The 22,391-nt window shown below is 61.4% G+C and carries 24 protein-coding genes; 14 read left to right on the forward strand and 10 right to left on the reverse strand.

Translation table 11 applies throughout. From position 1 onward, the window contains the following. Positions 1 to 76 precede the first annotated feature (76 nt). From JZY08_RS11215 to JZY08_RS11235, 5 genes are all read right to left on the reverse strand, one after another. Positions 77 to 691: an alpha/beta hydrolase gene (locus JZY08_RS11215; RefSeq protein WP_216330164.1), complete on the reverse strand. Its 615-nt coding sequence runs from the start codon at positions 689 to 691 to the stop codon at positions 77 to 79. 263 nt (positions 692 to 954) lie between these two features. Then, positions 955 to 1,899 carry a VOC family protein gene (locus JZY08_RS11220; RefSeq protein WP_216330165.1) on the reverse strand — a complete coding sequence of 315 codons (945 nt, stop codon included), beginning with the start codon at positions 1,897 to 1,899 and terminating at the stop codon, positions 955 to 957. A 164-nt stretch (positions 1,900 to 2,063) separates the two neighbouring features. Continuing rightward, positions 2,064 to 3,140: a siderophore-interacting protein gene (locus tag JZY08_RS11225; RefSeq protein WP_216330166.1), complete on the reverse strand. Its 1,077-nt coding sequence runs from the start codon at positions 3,138 to 3,140 to the stop codon at positions 2,064 to 2,066. 200 nt (positions 3,141 to 3,340) lie between these two features. Beyond that, on the reverse strand, positions 3,341 to 4,033 hold the full coding sequence (ung, locus tag JZY08_RS11230) for a uracil-DNA glycosylase (protein ID WP_216330167.1): 693 nt from the start codon (positions 4,031 to 4,033) through the stop codon (positions 3,341 to 3,343). A 13-nt stretch (positions 4,034 to 4,046) separates the two neighbouring features. After that, positions 4,047 to 4,442: a VOC family protein gene (locus JZY08_RS11235; RefSeq protein ID WP_137038183.1), complete on the reverse strand. Its 396-nt coding sequence runs from the start codon at positions 4,440 to 4,442 to the stop codon at positions 4,047 to 4,049. A gap of 252 nt (positions 4,443 to 4,694) precedes the next feature. On the opposite strand from JZY08_RS11235, the gene JZY08_RS11240 reads away from it, so the two are divergent. Beyond that, the gene (locus tag JZY08_RS11240) at positions 4,695 to 5,051 is read left to right on the forward strand and encodes a YbaN family protein (RefSeq protein WP_082182847.1); all 357 of its coding nucleotides are present in this window, start codon (positions 4,695 to 4,697) and stop codon (positions 5,049 to 5,051) included. Between the two features lie 13 nt (positions 5,052 to 5,064). Here JZY08_RS11240 and JZY08_RS11245 read toward each other — a convergent pair whose 3' ends face one another. The 3 genes from JZY08_RS11245 to JZY08_RS11255 are packed head-to-tail and all read right to left on the reverse strand — an operon-like array spanning position 5,065 to position 7,810. Further along, positions 5,065 to 5,847 carry a heme ABC transporter ATP-binding protein gene (locus JZY08_RS11245; RefSeq protein ID WP_216330168.1) on the reverse strand — a complete coding sequence of 261 codons (783 nt, stop codon included), beginning with the start codon at positions 5,845 to 5,847 and terminating at the stop codon, positions 5,065 to 5,067. Then, positions 5,844 to 6,932, reverse strand: a complete 1,089-nt coding sequence (locus JZY08_RS11250; RefSeq protein ID WP_216330169.1) for an iron ABC transporter permease — start codon at positions 6,930 to 6,932, stop codon at positions 5,844 to 5,846. Before JZY08_RS11250 ends, JZY08_RS11245 begins: the two co-directional genes overlap by 4 nt. After that, positions 6,929 to 7,810, reverse strand: a complete 882-nt coding sequence (locus JZY08_RS11255) for a hemin ABC transporter substrate-binding protein (protein ID WP_216330170.1) — start codon at positions 7,808 to 7,810, stop codon at positions 6,929 to 6,931. The genes JZY08_RS11250 and JZY08_RS11255 overlap by 4 nt, the downstream gene beginning before the upstream one ends. A gap of 196 nt (positions 7,811 to 8,006) precedes the next feature. Here JZY08_RS11255 and JZY08_RS11260 point away from each other — a divergent pair, with 196 nt between their 5' ends. The 4 genes from JZY08_RS11260 to purU all read left to right on the forward strand — a co-directional run bounded on the left by JZY08_RS11260 (position 8,007) and on the right by purU (position 11,087). Further along, positions 8,007 to 8,354, forward strand: a complete 348-nt coding sequence (locus JZY08_RS11260; protein ID WP_003522597.1) for an antibiotic biosynthesis monooxygenase — start codon at positions 8,007 to 8,009, stop codon at positions 8,352 to 8,354. 10 nt (positions 8,355 to 8,364) lie between these two features. Then, positions 8,365 to 8,886, forward strand: a complete 522-nt coding sequence (hutX, locus tag JZY08_RS11265) for a heme utilization cystosolic carrier protein HutX (RefSeq protein WP_216330171.1) — start codon at positions 8,365 to 8,367, stop codon at positions 8,884 to 8,886. Between the two features lie 337 nt (positions 8,887 to 9,223). After that, positions 9,224 to 10,000, forward strand: coding sequence for a YbaY family lipoprotein (locus JZY08_RS11270; RefSeq protein ID WP_080836813.1), 777 nt, complete (start codon positions 9,224 to 9,226; stop codon positions 9,998 to 10,000). A 202-nt stretch (positions 10,001 to 10,202) separates the two neighbouring features. Next, a complete protein-coding gene (purU, locus tag JZY08_RS11275) occupies positions 10,203 to 11,087 on the forward strand; it encodes a formyltetrahydrofolate deformylase (protein WP_003491882.1) in 885 nt (294 codons plus the stop codon). Between the two features lie 26 nt (positions 11,088 to 11,113). Here the strand turns inward: purU and JZY08_RS11280 are convergent, their stop codons facing one another. After that, positions 11,114 to 12,505 carry a sensor histidine kinase gene (locus tag JZY08_RS11280; RefSeq protein ID WP_216330172.1) on the reverse strand — a complete coding sequence of 464 codons (1,392 nt, stop codon included), beginning with the start codon at positions 12,503 to 12,505 and terminating at the stop codon, positions 11,114 to 11,116. Further along, positions 12,502 to 13,182 carry a response regulator transcription factor gene (locus tag JZY08_RS11285; protein WP_003491888.1) on the reverse strand — a complete coding sequence of 227 codons (681 nt, stop codon included), beginning with the start codon at positions 13,180 to 13,182 and terminating at the stop codon, positions 12,502 to 12,504. Before JZY08_RS11285 ends, JZY08_RS11280 begins: the two co-directional genes overlap by 4 nt. A gap of 82 nt (positions 13,183 to 13,264) precedes the next feature. Here JZY08_RS11285 and JZY08_RS11290 point away from each other — a divergent pair, with 82 nt between their 5' ends. From JZY08_RS11290 to JZY08_RS11330, 9 genes are all read left to right on the forward strand, one after another. Further along, positions 13,265 to 14,332: an ABC transporter substrate-binding protein gene (locus JZY08_RS11290; RefSeq protein ID WP_253204014.1), complete on the forward strand. Its 1,068-nt coding sequence runs from the start codon at positions 13,265 to 13,267 to the stop codon at positions 14,330 to 14,332. A 424-nt stretch (positions 14,333 to 14,756) separates the two neighbouring features. Beyond that, positions 14,757 to 15,701, forward strand: a complete 945-nt coding sequence (locus JZY08_RS11295; RefSeq protein WP_035228016.1) for a tripartite tricarboxylate transporter substrate binding protein — start codon at positions 14,757 to 14,759, stop codon at positions 15,699 to 15,701. Continuing rightward, positions 15,698 to 16,192, forward strand: coding sequence for a tripartite tricarboxylate transporter TctB family protein (locus tag JZY08_RS11300; protein ID WP_003491894.1), 495 nt, complete (start codon positions 15,698 to 15,700; stop codon positions 16,190 to 16,192). The genes JZY08_RS11295 and JZY08_RS11300 overlap by 4 nt, the downstream gene beginning before the upstream one ends. A gap of 93 nt (positions 16,193 to 16,285) precedes the next feature. Then, positions 16,286 to 17,803, forward strand: coding sequence for a tripartite tricarboxylate transporter permease (locus JZY08_RS11305; RefSeq protein WP_003491896.1), 1,518 nt, complete (start codon positions 16,286 to 16,288; stop codon positions 17,801 to 17,803). 129 nt (positions 17,804 to 17,932) lie between these two features. Continuing rightward, on the forward strand, positions 17,933 to 18,193 hold the full coding sequence (locus JZY08_RS11310; protein WP_216330174.1) for a hypothetical protein: 261 nt from the start codon (positions 17,933 to 17,935) through the stop codon (positions 18,191 to 18,193). Between the two features lie 360 nt (positions 18,194 to 18,553). Further along, complete coding sequence (locus JZY08_RS11315; protein ID WP_216330175.1) at positions 18,554 to 19,492, forward strand: siderophore ABC transporter substrate-binding protein; 939 nt, start codon at positions 18,554 to 18,556, stop codon at positions 19,490 to 19,492. Positions 19,493 to 19,709: 217 nt separating this feature from the next. Further along, positions 19,710 to 20,675 carry an ABC transporter permease gene (locus JZY08_RS11320; RefSeq protein WP_216331553.1) on the forward strand — a complete coding sequence of 322 codons (966 nt, stop codon included), beginning with the start codon at positions 19,710 to 19,712 and terminating at the stop codon, positions 20,673 to 20,675. Beyond that, positions 20,668 to 21,636 carry an iron chelate uptake ABC transporter family permease subunit gene (locus JZY08_RS11325; protein ID WP_216330176.1) on the forward strand — a complete coding sequence of 323 codons (969 nt, stop codon included), beginning with the start codon at positions 20,668 to 20,670 and terminating at the stop codon, positions 21,634 to 21,636. The genes JZY08_RS11320 and JZY08_RS11325 overlap by 8 nt, the downstream gene beginning before the upstream one ends. After that, positions 21,633 to 22,391, forward strand: coding sequence for an ABC transporter ATP-binding protein (locus tag JZY08_RS11330; RefSeq protein WP_137038194.1), 759 nt, complete (start codon positions 21,633 to 21,635; stop codon positions 22,389 to 22,391). The genes JZY08_RS11325 and JZY08_RS11330 overlap by 4 nt, the downstream gene beginning before the upstream one ends.

Below are 22,391 nucleotides of genomic sequence, written 5' to 3' on the forward strand. Positions count from 1 at the left end.
TCACAGCGCAGACGCGCCGTGGCTGGATGCCGGATCAAGTCCGGCATGACGGTGAAGAATGAGGTCGGGCAGAAAGCTACCCTCCATAATCCGCCAGAAAGCCCCTGACCGCATCGATCTCGCCCGAGCGGATTTCATGCCCGCCCGGATGCCACACGGTTTCCACCGTGCCGCCCTGCGCCTGAAGGCTCGTTTCCAGCGCCTTCGTCAGCGGCACCGGGCAGATCGGATCGCGCTCACCCGCCGTGATAAGCACCCGGCGCGTTGATTTGGCGGGGGAGATCTTCGGCTCGAACGGGATGAGCGGATGCATCAGCACCGCGGCATCGAAAAGCTCGGGCTGTTCGATCAGCACATTGGCGAGAATATTCGCACCATTGGAAAAGCCGAGACCGATGATCGGGCCGGCCTGATAATGCTCCCGGTTCGCCCTGATGAAATCCGCCATCTTGCCGGTTGCCCGCTGAAGATCGGCCATGTCGTAGACGCCCTCGCCGGTGCGCCGGAAAAACCGCGCCGCGCCATGTTCGGAAACATCGCCGACCGGTGAGAGAATGGTGGCCTCAGGCAGCAGGCGGGAGCCGAAATCGAAAAACTGGTTCTCATCGCCGCCGGTGCCGTGCAGCAAAACGAAAAGCGGCGCACCGGCAGAACCGGCGCGGGATTTGTGGAAATAGCTGTCCTTGGTCATGGAACAATCCTTTCTGGAAGGAAGATGGTCAAAGGCTTCCGCAAGGCCTCTTCGGCCAAGCGGAGCAATCATATGGAGTGAGGGGCTTCCGCTGGTTTCTTCTCCCCGAGGGGGAGAAGGTCGCGGCAGCGGGATGAGGGGGCAAGCTCTCCGAAATCCGGCAACGTTGCCCCTCATCCGACCCTTCGGGCCACCTTCTCCCCGAACGGGGAGAAGAAACGTGTGGCAACGTTCTGCCAAACTCAATGGCCAAGCCCGGATGATCAAACCGCCTTCTCATCCCCAAGCGGCTCCAGCTGCTTTTCCAGCACCGGCCGCAGATGCGCGTGCTGGGTCGGCAGCTTCAGCGCTTCGCCGAGATGGGCGGTGTCCTCATCCCGGTCGAAACCGGGCTCGTTGGTCGCCACCTCGAACAGGACGCCGCCCGGAGTGCGGAAATAGATCGCCCAGAAATAACCACGGTCGATCACCGGCGTCACCTGATAGCCCGTATCCATCAGCGCCTTGCGGACTTCCAGCTGCTTTTCGCGGTTTTCGACCGCAAAGGCGATGTGGTGTACCGAACCCGCACCAAGGCGCGCGCCGGAGATGTTCGGCATGGTTTCGATATCGATGACATCAGCGCCATTGCCGCCGGCAATGCCGAGGCGCAGCACGCCATCCTGACGGTCCACTTCCTCATAGCCCATGAATTTCAGAAGCTCGGCGGTTGCCCCTTCGTCGCGAAGACGCAAGGAAGCGCCCTGAAAGCCGTGGATCGCCTGATCTTCACCGACGCCATTGCCGGTCCACTGCGGACGGGTGTCATCCTTGACCTCGACCAGCGCGAAACCATCGCCATCCGGGCCGGCAAAATGAAGGCGCTTGTTGCCGAAGGCCTCGTCGGCCTTCAGGCCATCCACCCCGGCCTTCGAAAGACGCTCCTGCCAGTAGCCGAGCGATCCCTCGGGGATGGAAAACAGCGTGGTGCCCACTTCCGCGGTGCCGGGACGGCCACGGGCGATATGCGGGAACGGAAAATAGGTCATGACGGAGCCGGGCGTGCCGACCTCATCGCCATAATAAAGATGATAGACGTCAGGCGCGTCGAAATTGACGGTCTTCTTCACCCGGCGAAGCCCGAGCGTATCGGTGAAGAAGCCATTGTTCTGCCGTGCGCTCGCCGCCATGGAGGTGACGTGGTGCAGGCCCTTGATCTGGTTCAGCATGGTAAACCCCTTTTCGCACTGACAGGCCTCGCAATCGGGCCCGCCCTGTTCATGGCGTAAAGATGGGGTAAGAGGCGCGGCAGGCATAGACCGGCAACAGGAACGGATTGTTCCCGATTGGTGAACGATCAAACCTACTGTTCAATCAAGCCTGACGGCACGTCTCAGTGATCGTCGGCGAGGCCCATGGTCCAGTAACCGACGGCGCGCAGCGATGCCTTGGGGAAGGAAATCTCATCGGTGAGGAAGGACTTAGCAGCCCTCGCCTCCGACTTCTCGCAGGCGACGAAAACATGCAGGCCTTCATGCTCACCCGTAAAGGCATGACCACGCAGCGCCTGTTCGATGAGGCCAGCGGTGCCGGCGGGCTTGCCGCGACGATAAAGCCACGTCCATTCGACATTGGCGGCGCAGACGATCTCCTGCCGTTCCGCCTCGTTGTCGATCTCGGCATAGACGCTGAGCTTTTTGCCGGCCGGCATTTCCGCCGCCATGCGCAGCATCACCGGCAGCGCCGTCTCATCGCCGGCAAAGACGTAACGCTCCGCCTCCGGGCAAGTGCCGCTCGGGCCGATGATGCCGAGAACGTCGCCCGGCTTTGCCGTGGCGCCGAAATTCGCGCCCGGCATGTCATCGCCCTCATGCATGACGAAATCGATATCCACCTCGCCGCGCCCGACATCGCCGGAGCGGATGGTATAGACGCGCCGTGTCAGAAGATCGTCACCCGCCGGCCAGACGATGGCGCCGGTGGGGGCGAGATAAGGCCAGACCGGAGCACGCGCCTGATCGGGCACAAGCAGCAGGCGAACATGCATGCCGCCGGTGACGAGCCGCTCAATGCCGCTTTCAACGGAAACCACGAGCCGACGCATATGCGGCGTCAGATTATAGGCGCGGACAACCTTGCCGACGAAGAGATTGGGCAGCTCCCGCTGATAGGCGCCGTGGCCGCTCCAGCGGAAATCGAGCCCCGTCTTGCCGGAAAACTCGACAATATGCTCGGCCACCATGGCCTTCACCGACATCAATATATGTTCGGAAACGCAGCTGACCCGGGCGGCAAACCGGCCGCCTTCGGCGCTGAAGCTGCCATGGCCGTATTCCGCCTTGAAACGCACCGTCGTCCCTTCCCGCTCCATCTCCATATGTTCGGAGAAATGATCCTCGAAAGCATCGACGATCGACGCCGGATCGGGCAGCGAGACGGAGGTTTCTGCAGACAGGAGAGACACGGGCATAAATCCTTCACTTTATAGTCTAGTATCCTTAAACCGGACACGACCACGCTGTAAAGATATTTGCTGCGCTCCCCGTCATTCCGGCCTTGAGCCGGAATCCAGCCAGCCCAAGTCCTTGAAAAGACTCCCTCGCCGCGCAGACGCACGTCGGCTGGATTCGGGCTCAAGGCCGGAATGACGCAGGAGGCCAGCAAGGTTGCTTAAGCGGTTTCCGGCAATTGCCAGTCGATCGGCTCGCGGCCGTGGGAAACCAGAAAGGCGTTTGCCTTGGAGAAATGGCCATTGCCGAAAAAGCCGTTATGGGCCGAAAGCGGCGAAGGGTGCGGCGAACGCAGCACCAGATGTTTTTTCTGGTCCACGAAGGCTGCCTTCTTCTGGGCGTAGGATCCCCAGAGCAGGAACACCACATGCTCGCACTCGTCATTGACGGCGCGGATGACGGCATCGGTGAATTTTTCCCAGCCCTGCCCCTGATGCGAGGCGGCGCGCGATTCTTCCACCGTCAGCACGCTGTTGAGCAAAAGCACGCCCTGTTTCGCCCAGCTTTCCAGAAAGCCGTGACCCACCGGGCGAATGCCGAGATCGCTCTGCAATTCCTTGTAGATATTGACGAGCGAAGGCGGGATGCGCACGCCGGGCTGGACCGAAAAGCACAGGCCATGCGCCTGGCCAATTCCATGATAGGGATCCTGTCCCAGAATGACGACCTTGACCTTGTCGAGCGGCGTCAGATCCAGCGCCCGGAAATATTCGGCGCCCTTGGGAAAGATGTGCTTGCCGGCGGTTTTTTCGGCAAGCAGGAAATCTTTGAGCTTCAGCATGTAGGGGCTGGCAAATTCGGCGGAAAGAACATGTTTCCAGCTGTCTTCGAGTTTGACGCCTGCCTCTGCCATGATGTGCCTCTTTTTACTTGAACCGGTTGCCGCGCTGCAGCACTTCGATCTTGTAACCATCCGGATCGCAAATGAAGAAATATTTCGCGAAAGGCTGGCCCTTGTATTCGGCTTCGATGATCTTGCCCGGAGACAGGCCGATATCGATAAAGCGCTGATGTTCGGCATCCACATCGGCAACACTGACGGCGAGATGGCCATAGCCGTCGCCCAGCGCATAAGGCACTTCACGACCCCGATTGACGGTCAGTTCCAGTTCGAAATCGCCTTCGGCATTGCTGAGATAGATCAGCGTGAAATTTTCGAACTCGGCGCGTTCCGCAATCTCGAGCCCGAAAGCCTGTTTGTAAAATTCCACCGAACGCTTTTCGTCCAGCACCCGGACCATCGAGTGGATCAGCTTGGCCATGGTGTTTCCTTCTTCTTCCTGTCGTCGTGACCCAGTTATGCTCCGGGCATTGCGGACCAACGGGATAAAGACAGTGTGCTTCGCTTTCAACCCTAAACGCGCTTTGCGACGGGAGGCAAAGCTTCGATCACGGCAAATGTGATGGCGAAACACCCCGGTTTTCCCGCAGGGCGAGGGCCTGCGGCAACACGGCACACAGATTTCAGCGCTCCGCCCTATCATGAGTAGAGAACTCATGATACCGGCATATCCATGCGCCTTCTGTACCTCTGTCTTGGCTGGCTTATGGTCGCGACCGGCATTGTCGGCGCGTTTCTTCCCGTTTTGCCCACCACCCCGTTCCTGCTTCTGGCGCTCTGGTGCTTTTCCCGCTCTTCGCCGAAACTGGAGGCATGGCTTCTGGCCCATCCCAGATTTGGCCCTTCGCTTCGCCGCTGGCGCGAGCGCGGCGCAATTGCCCGCAAGGCGAAGATCGCCGCCCTGTCTGCCATGTGTGCGAGTTACGCCGCCTTCTGGTTCCTGAGCGAACCGCCGGCGCTGCGCGCAGCAATCGTTGCCGCCGTCATGCTGGGCTCTGCACTCTTCATCGTCACCCGGCCGGAAAGCTGAAGGTCAGCCGCACTCAGCGGTGCCGCGACTGCGGCAGCACATAAGGAATATGTCGCGCCGGCAGCCGTCCGACGACGCCGCCAATGCCATAGACCCTGGCGATCGTCTCGTCGCTGATCGTTTCCAGCGAAGGACCGCTCGCCGTCACGCGGCCGCCGTGCATGACGATAAGTTGATCGGCAAATTCCGCCGCAAGGTTGAGGTCATGCAGGATGGCAAGCACCAGACCGCCACCGGCGGCAAAGTCACGCGCTGTTTCCAGCACAGCGATCTGGTGGCCTATATCGAGACTGGCCGTCGGCTCATCGAGAAACAGCGCCCGCACTTCGCCGTTTTCCACCGGATGTGGCACCTGCGCGAGAGCGCGGGCAAATTGCACACGCTGCTGCTCGCCGCCCGACAGCATGTTGTAGGAACGCTGTTCGAACCCGCGCAGCCCGGCCTTGGTGAGCGCCCGGCGGGCCTGCTCCTCCGGCGCGCGCGCGCCTTGCGCGACAGCGCCCATGCGCACGATTTCGAGCGCGGTGAAAGGAAAGGCCAGCTGGGTATTCTGCGGCAGGACGGCGCGGATGCGCGCAAGCTGAACCGGTGTGAACAAGGGAAGGGCGATGTCATTATAGGTCACCGACCCGGCCTCGGCGTGCATCTCGCCCGAGAGAACCTTCATCAGCGTCGATTTGCCGGCACCGTTCGGGCCGATAATGACATTGACCTTGCCTGGCTTCAGATCGACGCAGACTTCGTCGAGCAGACGGCGGCCGGAACGGATGAGGGTGAGGTTTTCGGCCCGGATCATGGCATGTTCCGCATGGAAAATCCGCCCCGGCCAAGCAGCAGGAACAGGAAGACCGGCGCGCCGATGAGCGCCGTGACGACACCGATGGGCAATTCCGCCGGTGCTGCGACGGTGCGGGCAAAACTATCGGCGAGAAGCAGAAGTGCGGCCCCGCCAAGTGCCGAGGCCGGCAGCAGGAAACGGTGCGACGGGCCGATGGCGAGCCGCAGCAGATGTGGCACGACGATGCCGACAAAACCGATGGAGCCGGCAGCCGCCACGCTCGCGCCGCAGGCGGCGGCAACGGCCAGAATGACGACCCGCTTCAGCCGCTGCACGGGAATGCCCATGTGGAAAGCCGCCGCATCGCCAAGGATCAGCGCATCCAGCCCCCTTGCAACGAAGGGGATGATGGCGAGCACGACGACGATAAAGGGCAAGGTCGCGAGAACCTTGGCGGGGGTGGCCCCGCCGAGCGAACCGAGCGACCAGAAGGTGATGTCGCGCAGCGCCCGGTCATCGGCCACGAAGATCATCAGGCCCGTCAGCGCACCGCTGATTGCCGCCACCGCGATACCGGCCAGAATGAGCGTGGTGGTGGAGGTCGCCCCGTCCTTCGTTGCGATGAGATAAAGCACCCAGGTGTTCAAAAGCCCGCCGAAAAACGCCATCAGCGGCAGGAAATGCGGTCCGAAAAACACGGCGACAGTGGCAAGCGCGCCTTCCCCGAGAGAAATGGCCGCAACCGCAAACAGCGCGGCACCCGAAGTGACACCGACAATGCCGGGATCGGCAAGCGGATTGCGGAACAGCCCCTGCATCATCGCGCCCGAGACGCCAAGCCCCGCGCCGATCAACATGCCGAGCGCCGTGCGCGGCAGGCGCACCGCCTCGAGAATGACTTTGTCACGCGCATCGAGTTCCGCAGCACCGCCAGTGAGATAAGCCCAGAGTTCGGAAATGCCGACACCCGTGGGGCCGCTGACAAGCGAGACACCACAGGCAAACAGCAGAATGCCGACAAGCACCGCGAGGGTGATGACACCCTGACGGGACCTGTCACCCGGTGCGGCGCCTTCGGTGGAACTCAAGACGGCGAGGCTCACGGCTTCACCGCCTCCGGGTAAAGCTTGTTCGCCAGTTCACGACCGGCGGCCGGGGTGCGTGGGCCGAAACCGATGAGATAAAGCCCGTCCATGCTGATGAGTGCCTTGCTTGCAGCAGCCGGCGTGGACTGGAAGGCGGGAAGCGCAAAAATCTCGGCTGCCTTGGCGGCATGGTCGCCACGCGCCATGGTCAACACCACGTCCGGTGCTGAGGCAATGACTGCCTCATCCGTGAGCGGCTTGTAACCGCTGATTTCCTGCGCGGCATTGATGCCGCCGGCCATCTCGATGATCGCCGCCGCTTCGGTGTCCTTGCCCGCCGCCATGATACGGCCGCCGGCAGTGGAAAGCACGAAGAGCACACGCTTCCTGTTCTTTTCAGGCACGGCCGACACATCCTTGGCCAGCGCGTCCAGCCCGGCTTTGGTCTCGGCGGCCAGCGCCTTCGCCTTGTCGGAAAGACCGACCGCCGCACCGACATCCTCGATCTTCTTCGCAATAGCATCGCCGCTCGGCGGGGTATCGACGGTGACGAAAGGCACCGCGCTGGCCTTGAGGATGGCGATGACATCCGCCGGGCCGGATCCGTCTTCAGACAGGATGAGATCGGGCTTCTGCGACAGAATGCCCTCCGACGACAGCGCCCGCATATAGCCGATATCCGGCTTCGAAAGCGCGCCCGCCGGATAGCTGCTGGTGCTGTCACGCGCCACGATGCGGTCTTCAGCGCCCAGCGCATAAAGGATTTCCGTCACCGTGCCGCCCACTGCAACGATGCGTTTCGCTTCCGGATTGCTCTTGTCCGAGGCTTGCGCACCCGGCGCGGCAACGGCGATGAGGGCGGCGAAAACGAACGGACGAAGGCGAAAGTTCAACATGGCGCTATCCTGAAACACAAGCTGGCACGGGCAGATATGGGCCTGCCCTTCTTATTTAACTTGAGTTATTTGCACATGTTTATAGAACGCGCAATCGATAAGTGGAGTAATTTTGTTCGCTTTGTCGTGAGCCTCTTTCCAACTTGGCCACGGCTGGATATCCTGACTGAAACTGGAAACTTAAAGGGAGAATTTCATGTTTATCGCAATGAACCGTTTTCGCGTCGTGCCGGGTTACGAAGAAACCTTCGAATCCATCTGGCGCGAGCGTAAATCGCACCTCAGCGAATTGCCGGGCTATATCGAATTCCACATGCTGAAGGGCCCGAAGGCGGACGACCATACGCTTTATGCCTCGCACACCGTCTGGGCCACCAAGGACGATTTCCTCGCCTGGACAAAATCCGAACAGTTCCGCGCCGCCCACGCCAAGGCCGGCGAAAACCGCGGCAAGGTCGAATATCTCTCAGGCCCGCATTTCGAAGGTTTCGACGTCATCATTCATGAAGACAAGAACGGCGAACGCCGCTCGATTGCCGCCTGAGGCCCGTCGGATGAGCATTGCAGCCCAAAAGACCGACGACCGGCAGGCCCGCGCCGCCGCAGCACTCGCCGAAAAGCCTGATGGTATCGTGGAAGCCATCGCCGCCAAGGCCGAGGTGACGCCTGCCGAGATTCTGGCGATCCTGCCCGAGGGTGCGGCCGTTTCCGCGCCCGCCGACCGCTTCGACGCGATCTGGAACGAGATGCGCGGCTGGGGCGAAGTCCTGATGATCGTCCAGACCGGCGATATCGTGCTGGAAGTTCCGGGCGACCTGCCGGAAGGCAGCGAAAGCCACGGCTGGTTCAACATCCATGGCGACAGCCCCATCGGCGGTCACATCAAGAAGGACAATTGCGCCGGCATCACTTTCGTCGATCGCGGTTTCCACGGCCGGCGCTCCTGTTCCGTCTGGTTCATGAATGCCGCGGGCGGCGCCATGTTCAAGATTTTCGTCCGCCGTGACGAAAACAAGGAACTGCGGGCCGAACAGCTGGCAAAGTTCGAAGCGCTGCGCGACGGTTTGCGCGGCTGAGTGAATGGGGACCGCCGCTGCCGGGATATTGCTTCCGCCGGCGGTTTCCCTCCCTCCTCATTCCTGTGCTTGTCACAGGAATCTAGCCAGCCCAAGTCATTGGGCTGAGAAGACCCTTTCCGCCGCACAGACGTGCGTCGGCTGGATTCCTGTGACAAGCACAGGAATGAGGGTGGTGGGGATGCACTGGCATCGGCTCTCGCGATCACACCCGTCATCATCCACCCGGGATATCTCCGCCTGACTCGTAAGGAAATTTCCACCGGTTCATCGCCCGTTCAGTGCCTTTTTCTATCATCCGTTGAAATTCTAACAGAAACCGCACGGAGCAAGCATCATGAACGACCGCCAGCCACTTCTTTCGCGCCGCAGTTTCGCCGGGCTTGTCGCGCTTGCACCGCTTTTTGCGGCGGGCGGCGCGGCTGCCGCACCGGCAAGCCTGCGCGGCAGCGTATCCTATCGCGAGCGGATCGCCCTGCCCCCGGGCGTGACCGTCACCGTGCGCCTTATCGATGTGTCGCTCGCGGATGCGCCTTCGCAGACGATCGCCGAAACGACCATCCGTCCGCGCGGGCAGGTGCCCGTGCCCTTCGTGCTGCGTTATGACGACCGCGATATCCGCGCCCGCCGCTCCTATGCGCTGAGCGCCGAAATCCGCGACCGCGACCGGCTGCTTTTCACCACCACCCGCCGTTATTCGGTGCTGACCGGCGGTCGCGACGATACCGACCTCGTGCTTGAGCGCGTTGGGGCAGGCCCGGGCAGGCCGGAGCCGGAAGCCGGTATCGACGGACGCTGGCTGGTGCAGGACATTCGCGGCGAACGGGTTCGCGGCCGCCGTGAGGCGACGCTGGAAATTTCCCGCGAAGGCCGCGTTTCCGGCAATGCCGGCTGCAATGGCATCGGCGGTGAAGTGAAGATCAGCCGCAACCGCGTCAATTTCGGCCGGATGATTTCCACACAGATGGCCTGCGCACCCGATATCATGCGCCAGGAACGGCAATTCATCGAAGCACTGGAAGGCGCCCGTTCCTTCCGGCTGGAGCCGCGACGGGGCACGCTGGAACTGATCGACGGCCGCGGCCGTGCGGTCATGCGGCTGCGCCGCGCCTGAGGCGGCCGCGGCTCGCCGCAACACCGCACACCCCCGTGCTGGCAGTGGAACATTCCATGTCGCTTCCGGCACGGCGCGCACCCATTTCCCGTCCTATGACTTTGGCTGCATTCTTCTTGGCGCTTTGCTCCGCCGCAGAGCTGCGCTATGGAACGCGCCAATTACGCCGGCTCATCCGGTGCAAAGTCTTTGAGGGAAAACGATGACATCCTATGTTCTGACAGTAGCCTGCAAATCGACCCGCGGCATCGTCGCCGCGATTTCCGGTTATCTGGCGGAAAAGGGCTGCAATATCATCGACAGTTCGCAGTTCGACGACCTCGAGACCGGCAAGTTCTTCATGCGCGTCTCCTTTATTTCCGAGGAAGGCGCCACGCTGCAGGCAATCACCGAGGGCTTTCAGCCGGTAGCCGAAAAATTCGGCATGGAGGCCCGCATTTACGGCGACGGCCAGCGCATGAAGACAATGTTGATGGTGTCGCGCTTCGGCCATTGCCTCAACGACCTGCTCTACCGCTGGAAGATCGGCGCGCTGCCCATCGATATCGTCGGCGTCGTCTCCAACCATTTCGAATATCAGAAAGTGGTGGTCAATCACGACATTCCCTTCCACCACATCAAGGTGACGAAGGAGAACAAGCCCAGGGCCGAAGCGCAGCTGATGGACCTGATCGAGACGAGCGGCACCGAACTGGTGGTGCTCGCCCGTTACATGCAGGTGCTCTCCGACGACTTGTGCCGCAAGATGTCGGGCCAGATCATCAACATCCACCACTCCTTCCTCCCCTCCTTCAAGGGCGCCAACCCTTACAAGCAGGCCTATGAGCGCGGTGTGAAGCTGATTGGCGCGACGGCCCATTACGTCACCGCCGATCTCGACGAAGGCCCGATCATCGAGCAGGACACGGTGCGCATCACCCACGCTCAATCGGCCGACGATTATGTCTCGCTCGGTCGCGATGTGGAAAGCCAGGTGCTGGCCCGCGCCATCCACGCCCATATCCACCACCGCACCTTCATCAACGGCAACCGCACCGTCGTCTTCCCGCCAAGCCCGGGAAGTTATGCTTCCGAGCGGATGGGGTAAGCACCGGCGGTCTGGGCACACTATCGTTAAGCGTCCCCCCTCCCACCAAACACCACCCGCGCCTTGAGCCCACGCCCCTCCACGCCATCCTCCAGTGTCAGCCGCCCGCCGAACAGCCCGGCGATCTCTTCGATGATGGCAAGGCCGAGGCCGGCGCCGGGGGCGGCGTTGGCTTCGCCGCGGGCGAAGCGCTGGCGCACCATGGCGCGTTTTTCCGGAGGGATGCCGGGGCCGTTATCCTCCACTTCCAGCCAGACGGTGCCCGTCTCCCTGCCGACACGCACGGTGACTTCCGCCCCGCGCCCGGCGTAATTGATCGCATTGGAAACGAGATTGCCGATCAGCTCGCCGATGAGGAGCGGTTCGGCGAGAATGTTCGCCTCGCCCTCGCCTTCGAAACCGAGATCGATGCCGGCCTCCGCCGCACGCGGCACGAAATCGGCCGTCACATTCTGCGCAACGGCCACGAGATCGATCGCGGAAAAATCATGCTTTTCGCTGGAGCCGGCGGCATCGATATTGGCCATGCGCAGCAGCTGGGCGAGGATATGTTCGGCATGGGCCACGGACGCCCCGCCCTTCAGCGCCGCCGCCTGCGCTTCCTCTAAACTTCCCGCACGGGCTGAAAGCGCAAGCTGGGTGCTGATGATGGCAAGCGGCGTGCGCAGCTGGTGGCTGGCATTGCCGGTGAAATGGCGGAGCGCATCGAGCGCCGATTGCAGCCGCACCATGAAGGAATTGACCGTTTCCACCAGGTTTTCCACCTCCACCGGCACGGATTGGCGGATGGGGTGCAGGTCGTTCGGGCTGCGCTCGGCAATGGCTTCGCTGAGCCGGTAAAGCGGGCGCAGCGAAATCGTCACCGCGATCCAGACGATGATCGCCGCCCCGACGATCATCAACAGCAGGCGCAGCGCAGAGCGCAGGATGATCGCCTGCGCCAGCTGGCTGCGAGCAATGGTGGTTTCGGCGACCGTTACGGAAAAAGGTACGGAATTGATGCCGGTGGAAGCGAAACGGCGGATGGCGGCGATGCGGATCGGTTCATCGCGGAACACGGCATCGCGATAGGCGGGGGTATCACCCGCCGGGTTCTCCACCGTCGGCAGGTTCTGGTAACCGGTGAGGAATTGCCCGTTCGGCCCGTCGACACGGTAAAACACCCGGTCCTGTGCGGCCGATGTCAGCATTTCCAGTGCGACATAGGGAATATCGACTTCCAGCGAGCCGTCTTCTGCCACCACCACCCGCTCGGCGATGGCAAGTGCGGAACCTGATAGTACCCGGTCTGAAACGACATTGGCGGTATTGACCGCCTCGCGCCATGTGTCGGTCAGCGCAACGCAGCCGATGATGGCGGTGGAGATGAGAAGCCAGCCTAAAAGACGCCGCCTGAGCGAATAGGCGGCCTGTATCATTCAGCCATCTCCGGCAGCTTTTCCAGATAATAACCGATGCCGCGCGCCGTCTTCACCGTCAACCCGTGGGGCGCGAGCCGCTTGCGCAGGCGGCTGACATATTGCTCGATGGCATTGGCGGAAATATCGTCGTCGAAGCCGGTCAGCGACTGCACGATGGCTTCCTTGGCAACGACCTTGCCGGCCCGCATGAACAGCACTTCGAGCAGCGCCACCTCGCGCGCCGGAATATCGAGCGGACGCCCGTCCGCCGAAAAGGTGCGGGAATTCAGATCGAAAAGCACCTTGCCAAAACTCAGCGCCGAGGAGCGCAGACCGGCATTACGGCGCAGCAGCACCCGTACCCTCGCCTCGAATTCGGTGATGTCGAAGGGCTTGATCATGTAGTCGTCAGCGCCGAGATCGAGCCCCTTGACCTTTTCCTCCGGCGTGCCGCGCGCCGTCAGGATCAGCACCGCCGCCTTGTCCTGGCGCGAGCGCATGGAGCGCAGCACCTCGATACCGTCCATTTCCGGCAGGTTGAGATCGAGAATGACCAGATCGAAGCTTTCAGCCGCAATCGCCGCATCGGCGGACGCACCATCGGAAACCACATCCACCGCATAACCACTGCCGCGCAGAAGCGCCGACAGCCCCTCCGACAGCACCTGATTGTCCTCGACCAGCAAAATACGCAAATCTTCCCTCCCACAGCATTGCCGAGTTTAACCAGACCCTTACCGCTTGTGAATGGCCAGCGCCTGCTGCATGATCTTTTCCATGCGTATCTGCCTTCTCCTCTGTCTCTGTCTTTGCATGGCCTCGCCCGCGCTTGCCCAGGTTGCCGTTTTTCCGGCCCCCTCAGGCAAGGCGGATGCGCAAACGCTGGTGGTTTATTCCTCTCTGGATGAACCTTTGGCAACGCCGATGATCGAGGGTTTCCAGAAGGCCAATCCCGATATCGCCGTCCATTACGAGGATATGCTGACCGGTGAAATCTATGACCGCATCGTGAAGGAAACCGATGCCGGCAAAAAGACCGCCGATTTCGCCTTTTCCTCCGCCATGGATCTGCAGGTAAAACTGAGCAATGACGGTTATGCCCAGCGTTCTGACCTCGCCATGAGCGCCCGCTGGCCCGCCTGGGCCAACTGGCGCAATACTGCCTATGCGCTGACCTTCGAACCCGCAGTCTTCGTTTATCACAAGCCGAGCTTCACCGCCGAAAAACCGCCCGCCACCCGCGCGGAATTCGTTGATTATCTGGAACGCCACGCCAAGGAAGTACATGGCCGCATCGCCACATACGACATCGAGCGCTCCGGCGTCGGCTTCCTGTTCATGTCGCGGGATCAGGAACAGTTCGGCGATATATGGAGCGTCATCAAGGCCATGGGCGCGGCGGGCGTGAAGGTCTATTCCACCTCCTCGGCCATTCTGGAACGTGTTTCCGATGGCCGTTTCGTGCTGGGCTACAATATTCTCGGCTCCTATGCGGCGGACTGGGCCTCGCGCCACCCCGATGTCGGCATCGTGCTGCCGAAAGACTATACCGTCGTCATGTCGCGCATCGGTCTGGTGCCGGAAGCCGCCGCCAACCCGGCGCTCGGCCGCCGTTATCTGGAATTCTTCATGTCGAAGGAGGGCCAGACGATCATGGCCCGGCAGTTGCAGATCCCTGCCGTCAGCCCGGAAGTGGCGGGCGAAAACACTGCCAACACCATGCAGGCCATCCACGGCGCGCAACTGCGCCCGGTCCCGGTCAGCCCCGGCCTGATGGTCTATCTGGATCAGGTCAAACGCAGCCGCCTGATCGAGCGCTGGAACGAGGCGTTGCGTTCGCAGTAGGTTCCCCCTCATTCCTGTGCTCGTCACAGGAATCTAGTCAGCCCAAGTCCTTGGGCTGAAAGGACTCTTCTCGCCGCGTAGACACGCGTCGGCTCGATTCCTGTGACAAGCACAGGAATGAGGGGTGTGGACCAAGCTTCAAAGGCGCAAAACAAGGCCATCCCACACGCCACAGTAGACGCCCGACACAAATTAATAGAGAGTAAATGCGCAAGGACTTGCGTAGCGTCAGTTAGATGACAGCTTTTTATGATGCTCTGTAATCCTTCTTCATTCCGTGGAGGCGGAAGAAGATGCGGGAGGAAATCTGGGACGATCGCCAAGGCCCCGCGCTGTGATTGCAGCGCCGGATAGATGCGCCCTAAAGCCCCCCGCATAAACGAAAAACGACGCCCAAAAGGGCATCCTGAGGAGGGTTTTCCAAGTGAAGCATTTTCTTATCGGCACATTTCTGGCGGGCGTGATCGCTCTTCCGGCGGTTGCAGCGGATTACACCATCATCGCGCCGGCCAATCCCGGCGGCGGCTGGGACCAGACCGCGCGTTCCCTGCAGAGCGTGCTGCAGGAAGAAGGCATTTCCAAGAGCGTTCAGGTACAGAACGTACCGGGCGCCGGCGGCACCATCGGTCTTGCGCAGTTCGCCAGCCAGCAGAAGGGCAACCCGAACGCCCTCATCGTCGGCGGTTACGTGATGGTCGGCGCCATCCTCACCAACAACGCGCCCGTCACCCTCAAGGAAGTAACGCCGATCGCCCGACTGACCGGCGAATATGAAGCCATCGTCGTTCCGGCATCCTCGCCACTGAAGACCATCGGCGACCTCGTCGACCAGCTCAAGAAGGACCCGGGCAGCGTTTCCTGGGGCGGCGGCTCCGCCGGCGGCACCGACCATATCGCTGTTGGCCTGATCGCCAAGGCGGCCGGCGTCGATCCGACCAAGATCAACTACATCGCTTACTCCGGCGGCGGCGAAGCGCTTGCCTCGATCCTCGGCTCGCAGGTGACTGCCGGTATTTCGAGCTACGGCGAATTCGAAAGCCAGGTCAAGGCGGGCACGCTGCGCCTGCTGGCCGTTTCCAGCGAAGAGAAGCTGGAAGGCGTTGATGCACCGACGCTGAAGGAAAGCGGCCTTGATGTCGTCGTCCAGAACTGGCGCATGGTCGCCGCTCCTCCCGGCCTGACGCCGGAGCAGGAAAAGGCCGTCAATGCCGACATCGAAAAGCTGGTGAAGTCAGCCAAGTGGCAGGAAACCCTGAAGACCAAGAGCTGGATGGACACCTATCTCGCCGGTGACGAATTCAAGGCGCAGCTCGCCAAGGATACCGACGCCACCGCCGCCATCCTCAAAGACATCGGACTGGTAAAATGAGCCAGGGTTCCAACCCTTCGCAGCATCAAAAGCGCCGCCCTGACTGGGCGGCGCTGGCGATCGCCATCTTCCTCGTCATCATCGCCTCGGTGATCTTCTGGGACAGCGCGCGCCTCGCCAGCGTCACCGGTTATTCGCCGGTCGGCCCGGCGACGGTGCCTTATGCTATCGGCTTCTGTCTTATCGGCCTGGCGCTGTGGACAGCCATCGAGGCCTGGCGCGGTGATTTTCCCGAACGCGACAAACAGGAAATCGCCCCGGTTATCTGGGTCGTCGCCGGCCTTGCCGCACAGATGCTGCTGCTGAACATTGCCGGTTTCTCCATCGCCACCGGCCTGCTCTTCGCCTTTACGGCGCGCGCCTTCGGCAAACGCAAGCTCTGGTATTCGATCCCCATCGGCATCGCCCTGAGCTTCTTCATCTGGTTCATTTTCGCGCGGCTGCTGCAGCTTTCACTGCCCGCCGGGCCTCTGGAACGGCTGCTCTTCTAACAGCCATTCCGACCAAAATTCGAGATCACAGGAACAATTGGCGCGCGATGACGCAAAAGCCAGCCGTTCCGCCCGACAGGGGGACATCTGTCCATGAGTACCTTTGAATTCCTGCTGCACGGTCTTGAGGTTGCCGCCCAACCCATGAACCTGCTCTATGCGCTGATCGGCGTCACGCTCGGCACCGCCGTCGGCGTTCTGCCCGGCATCGGCCCTGCGCTGACCGTGGCGCTGCTTCTGCCCGTCACCTACCGGCTCGATCCCGCCGGTTCGCTCATCATGTTCGCCGGCATCTATTATGGCGGCATGTATGGCGGCTCGACCACCTCGATCCTGCTCAATACGCCGGGCGAAAGCGCCTCGATCGTCACCGCGCTTGAGGGCAACAAGATGGCCCGCAAGGGCAGAGGCGGCCCGGCGCTGGCCACCGCCGCCATCGGCTCCTTCGTCGCCGGCCTCATCGCCACCATCGCGCTGGCCTTCGTTGCACCCTTTATCGTCAAGCTGGCGCTTGTTTTCGGCCCGCGCGAATATTTCGCGCTGATGGTGCTCGCCTTCGTCACGGTTTCCTCCGCCTTCGGGGATTCGGCGCTGCGCGGCCTCACCTCGCTGTTCATCGGCTTTGCGCTCGCCATCGTCGGCATCGACCAGCTGACGGGCCAGACCCGCATGAGCTTCGGTATTCCCGACCTGCTTGACGGCGTCGAAGTGACGACGCTTGCGGTCGCCATGTTCGCCATCGGCGAAACGCTCTTCATTGTCGCGCAGGGCCAGACTGGCGACGACAAGGTCGAAGCCGTCAAGGGTTCGGTCTGGATGAGTGCGCAGGACTGGGCGCGTTCCTGGAAAGCCTGGCTGCGCGGCACCCTGATCGGCTTCCCCATCGGCGCCATGCCGGCGGGCGGCGCTGAAATCGGCACCTTCCTGTCCTATGCCACTGAAAAGAAGCTGACCAAATATCCGGAAGAATTCGGCCATGGCGCCATTGAAGGCGTTGCCGGTCCGGAAGCGGCCAACAATGCGTCCGCCGCCGGTACGCTCGTGCCGCTCCTGACGCTCGGCCTGCCGACGACGGCAACGGCCGCCATCATGCTCGCCGGTTTCCAGCAGTTCGGCCTGCAGCCCGGCCCGCTGCTGTTCGCCACCAATCCGCAGCTCGTCTGGGGTCTGATCGCCAGCCTGTTCATCGCCAACCTCATGCTGCTGGTTCTGAACCTGCCGCTCGTCGGCCTGTGGGTGAAGCTGCTGACCATTCCGAAGCCCTGGCTTTATGCGGGTATTCTGCTGTTTGCGACGCTCGGCACCATTGGCGCCAACCCGTCGGTATTCGAACTCGGCATGCTGCTCGCCTTCGGTATCCTCGGCTATGTCATGCGCATCTTCGGTTATCCGATTGCGCCTGCGGTCGTCGGCCTGATCCTCGGCCCGCTTGCTGAACAGCAGCTTCGCCGCGCACTGGCCATCGGCCAGGGTGATCCGACGGTGCTGTTCACCTCACCGATCGCCGTCGGCCTGTTCGCTGTCGCGGCAGCCGCCTTCATCATTCCGCTCATCATGCGTATCCGCGGCCGTGGCGAGGTGCTGACGCAGCTTGCCGCCAACGAGGACTGAGAAACCAGGAACCTCCCAAGGCAACTGGCCCCGTATCTTCGGATGCGGGGCCTTTTTTATTCACGCCAACGGGATGTGTGGCGCAGGCGCGGCCATGATATGATTCCGCCCCAAACGCAGGAGAAAAACATGCGCAAGATCGCGATCATGATGGTTCTGGCCCTTGCCGGCTGCGCCACCGCTGCTCCGGATGTGGAGCCCATTCCCGGCAGCATCACCTATGGCGGCCAACCCCGCACCAAACTGACCAAGTCACCCATCGGCAGCACGCTCAGCAATGAATTCGTCATGGGCGACGGGCGGCTTGCGATTGAGACCTATCGCGTCCAGCCCGACCGCTCCCTGAAACTGGAGAGACGCGAAATCGTCGGCGACTGGCCACCGGAGTGAGGGGAACCTGCTTACCTGTTGCTGCTATTGAGACCCCGTCATGCCGGACTTGATCCGGCATCCAGCCAGCCCAAGTCCTTGGGCTGAAAGAACCCTCATCGCCGCGCAGACGCGCGTCGGCTGGATGCCGGATCAAGTCCGGCATGACGGATGTCGTGGCTAGGCTGCGTCCTACGTCCGGCGATCACAACGAGTCTTGCTACGCGCGGCTCCCCCTTTCCCGCTCACGGCAATTCAGAACCGTTCTAAAACATAATTTTGATTTCCGCATACCTTGCCAATAAAGCTGATAGCGAACATCAAGTTAACCCGGCGGGAACGCTTCCGCAGGCTCAGAACCATATTGCAAGGGACATATCCGTGGCCATCAACTTCACCTTCCCCGTTCGGCTACTGGCAGCAGCGGCCTTCAGCCTCGGCGCGATGACGGCAAGTGCCGAAGAAATGACGATCAAGCACGCCCAGGGCGAGACCGTGCTGAAAGCCGCGCCGAAAAAGGTTCTGGTTCTGGATATTCCCTCGCTCGACAATCTCGATGCGCTGGGCGTTGAGCCCACAGGTGTGGTCAGCTCCAACCTGCCCACCTATCTGCAGAAATATGCCGATGGCAAATATCTGAAGGTCGGCACGCTGTTCGAACCCGATTACGAAGCGATTAATGCGGCCGAGGCCGATCTTGTCATCGTCGGCGGCCGTTCGCGCGCGAAATACCCTGACGTTGCGAAGATCACGCCTGCCATCGACATGTCGATCGATTCCAAGGAATTCATCGGCAGCGTCAAAGGCAACATCACCAAGCTCGGCGATATTTTCGGCAAGCAGGAAGAGGCAAAGAAGCTCGACGCCGTCATCGATGAAAAGGTTGAGAAACTGAAGGCCATCGCGCCGAATTCCGGCACGGCGATGATCCTGCTTACCAATGCCGGCAAGGTCGGCGTTTATGGCCCAAGCTCGCGCACGGGCTGGCTGCACACCGAAATCGGCTTCAAGCCGGTCGCAGCTGACATCGACGACCGCTTCGACCGCGGCGATGTCGTCTCCTTCGAATATCTGGCCGAGGTCAATCCCGAATGGCTTTTCGTGATCGACCGTGACGCCGGCGTCGGCCGCGCGACGGACCCCGGCAAGGCCGCCGCACAGGTGCTGGACAACGAACTGATCCACCAGACCAACGCCTGGAAGAAGAAGCAGATCGTCTATCTCGACCCGCAGGCGGCCTATATCGTCAGCAGCGGCTATACGGCGCTCACCACCCTGCTCGATCAGGTCTACAAGGCCGTCTCCGAGAAGAAGTCGTAAAGGCTGCAGGGCGTCAGCTTGTGAAAAGCTGCTTACACGCGCTCTCGCAGGCTGCTCCACGCGCGACGTCATCCTCGGGCTTGACCCGACGATCTATCGCTAGCAACAGGCTGTGGATCCTCGGGTCAAGCCCGAGGATGACAATGGAAAGTTTGGCGTTCTCTCGGCAAGCTGCAAGATCGCTGAAAATCTCTGCCATTTTCGAAAAACCACCAACGTGAAATCCCTGTCTCTCATCCTTGCCCTTCTTCTGGCTTTGACGCTCGCCATCGTCAGCCTGTTCGTGGGCGTGAGCAACGTTTCGCTCGGCACGCTGTTTTCACCGGATACGAGTGCGGATGCGCTGCGCGTGCTGCTCGTCAGCCGCATTCCGCGCACTTTGGCGCTCATACTGGCGGGAAGCTCGATGGCGATTGCCGGTCTCATCATGCAGATGCTGGTGCGCAACCGCTTCGTGGAACCTTCGACGGCAGGCACCACCGAATCCGCCGGCCTCGGCCTGCTCACCGTCACGCTCCTTGCGCCGGAAACGCCCATCTTCGGCAAGATGCTGGTGGCCGCCGCTTTCGCGCTCGCCGGAACGGCGCTCTTCCTGCGTATCCTGAGGCAGGTGCCGCTGCGCGACGTGCTTCTGGTGCCGTTGATCGGTATCATGCTGGGCGGCGTCATTTCCGCCATCACCACCTTCTTCGCCTATCGTTTCGATCTCTTACAATCGCTCGGCGCGTGGATGACGGGGGATTTTTCAGGCGTGCTGCGCGGCCGCTATGAATTGCTGTGGATCGGTTTCGTTTTCGCCATCGCCGCCTATCTTGCCGCCGACCGTTTCACCGTGGCCGGCATGGGACGCGATTTCACCACCAATCTCGGCCTCAACTATCGCCGGGTCATGGCGCTCGGCCTCACCATCGTCTCGCTGGTCAGCGCCGTCGTCGTCGTGACCGTCGGCATGATCCCCTTTCTCGGGCTGATCGTGCCGAATGTCGTCAGCCTGATGATCGGCGACAATATGCGCCGCTCGGTCCCCTGGGTGGCGACGCTTGGCGCGGTCTTTGTCCTCTCCTGCGACATCATCGGCAGAACCGTGCGCGCGCCTTACGAAATACCGATCGGAACCGTGGTCGGCGTCATCGGCAGCGCGCTGTTCCTCTATCTCCTGCTGCGGAAGCGCCACCATGCATGAGAGACATCCCGACCGGCGCGCCAAAATCGTGCTGCTGGCGCTTCTGGCGCTGGCGCTCATCTCCATGGCCGCCTTCATGACACTCGGCGCAAAGGGAAGCTGGAGCTTCGTGCTGCCGTTTCGCGGCATCAAGCTTCTGTCGCTTCTGCTGGTGGCCTATGCCATCGCCGTTTCCACCGTGCTGTTCCAGACAGTCACCAACAACCGCATCCTCACCCCTTCGGTCATGGGTTTCGATTCGCTCTACGTGCTGATGCAGACCGGGCTGATTTTCGTCTTCGGCTCCGCAACCGTTGTCATGATCGATCCGCAGCTGAAGTTCCTTGCTGAGACCGCGCTGCTCGTCGGCTTCTCCGCCCTGCTCTACCGCTGGCTTTTCATCGGCGCCGAACGCAGCCTGCATCTTCTGGTGCTGGTCGGCATCGTCTTCGGCGTCTTCTTCCGCAGCCTTTCCGGCTTCATGCAGCGCGTGCTGGACCCCAATGAATATACGGTGCTGCAGGATGTGCTGTTCGCCAGCTTCAATTCCATCGATCCGACGCTTCTTGCCGTCTCTGCCATCATCATCGGCGTGGTGACCATCATCGGGCTCAGGCTGATGCACACGCTCGACGTCCTCTCGCTCGGCCGCGCGACGGCCATCAGCCTCGGCGTCGAATATAAGCGCACGGTCACCATTATCCTCGTGCTGGTCTCGGTGCTCGTCGCCGTCTCCACCGCACTCGTTGGCCCGGTCATGTTCTTCGGCCTGCTGGTCGCAGCCCTTGCCCATTATCTCACCGGCAACGGAAAACATGCCTATGTGCTGCCGGCGGCGATCCTCATCGCCATCATCTGCCTCGTCGGCGGTCAGGTGGTTCTGGAGCGGATCTTCGCCTTCGATACGGCACTGTCCATCATCATCGAATTTCTGGGCGGCATCGTCTTTATCGGTTTCATTCTCAAGCGGGGTGCGCGATGATCATCGCCAGTCAGATCAGCAAATCCTATGGTGACACGGTTGTTGTCGATGGCGTCACCGTCTCTATTCCGGCAGGCGGCGTCACCTCCATCATCGGGCCTAATGGCGCAGGAAAATCCACGCTGCTCTCCATCGTGGCGCGGCTGATGTCCATGGATGCGGGAACCGTGACGGTGGACGGGCTGGATGTGACCAAAACCCCTTCGGACACGCTGGCAAAGCGGCTCTCGATCCTCAGGCAAGACAACCACATCTCCTCACGCCTGACAGTGCGCGATCTCGTCGGTTTCGGCCGTTACCCCTATTCCAAGGGCCGCCCCAACATCGAGGACAAGGTCCATATCGACCGGGCGCTGGACTATCTCCATCTCGAAAACCTTGCCGGCCGTTTTCTGGACGAGCTTTCCGGCGGCCAGCGCCAGCGCGCCTTCGTGGCCATGGTGCTGTGTCAGGATACGGATTACGTGCTTCTCGACGAGCCGCTCAACAATCTCGACATGAAACACGCCTCCGGCATGATGAAGATCATGCGCAAGGCCGCCGACGAATTGAAGAAAACCGTGGTTCTGGTGCTGCACGACATCAACTTCGCCTCCTGGTATTCCGACACCATCATCGCCATGCGTGAGGGCCGTATCTGCCATCAGGGGCCTTCGGAAGAGATCATCCGGCCGGATATCCTCAAGGACATCTACGACATGCCAATCCGCGTCAACGAAATCGACGGCCGACGCATCTGCCTGTTTTATGAATGA

This window comes from Rhizobium sp. X9, from assembly GCF_018873185.1.
Classification (GTDB): Bacteria; Pseudomonadota; Alphaproteobacteria; order Rhizobiales; family Rhizobiaceae; genus Agrobacterium; species Agrobacterium oryzihabitans.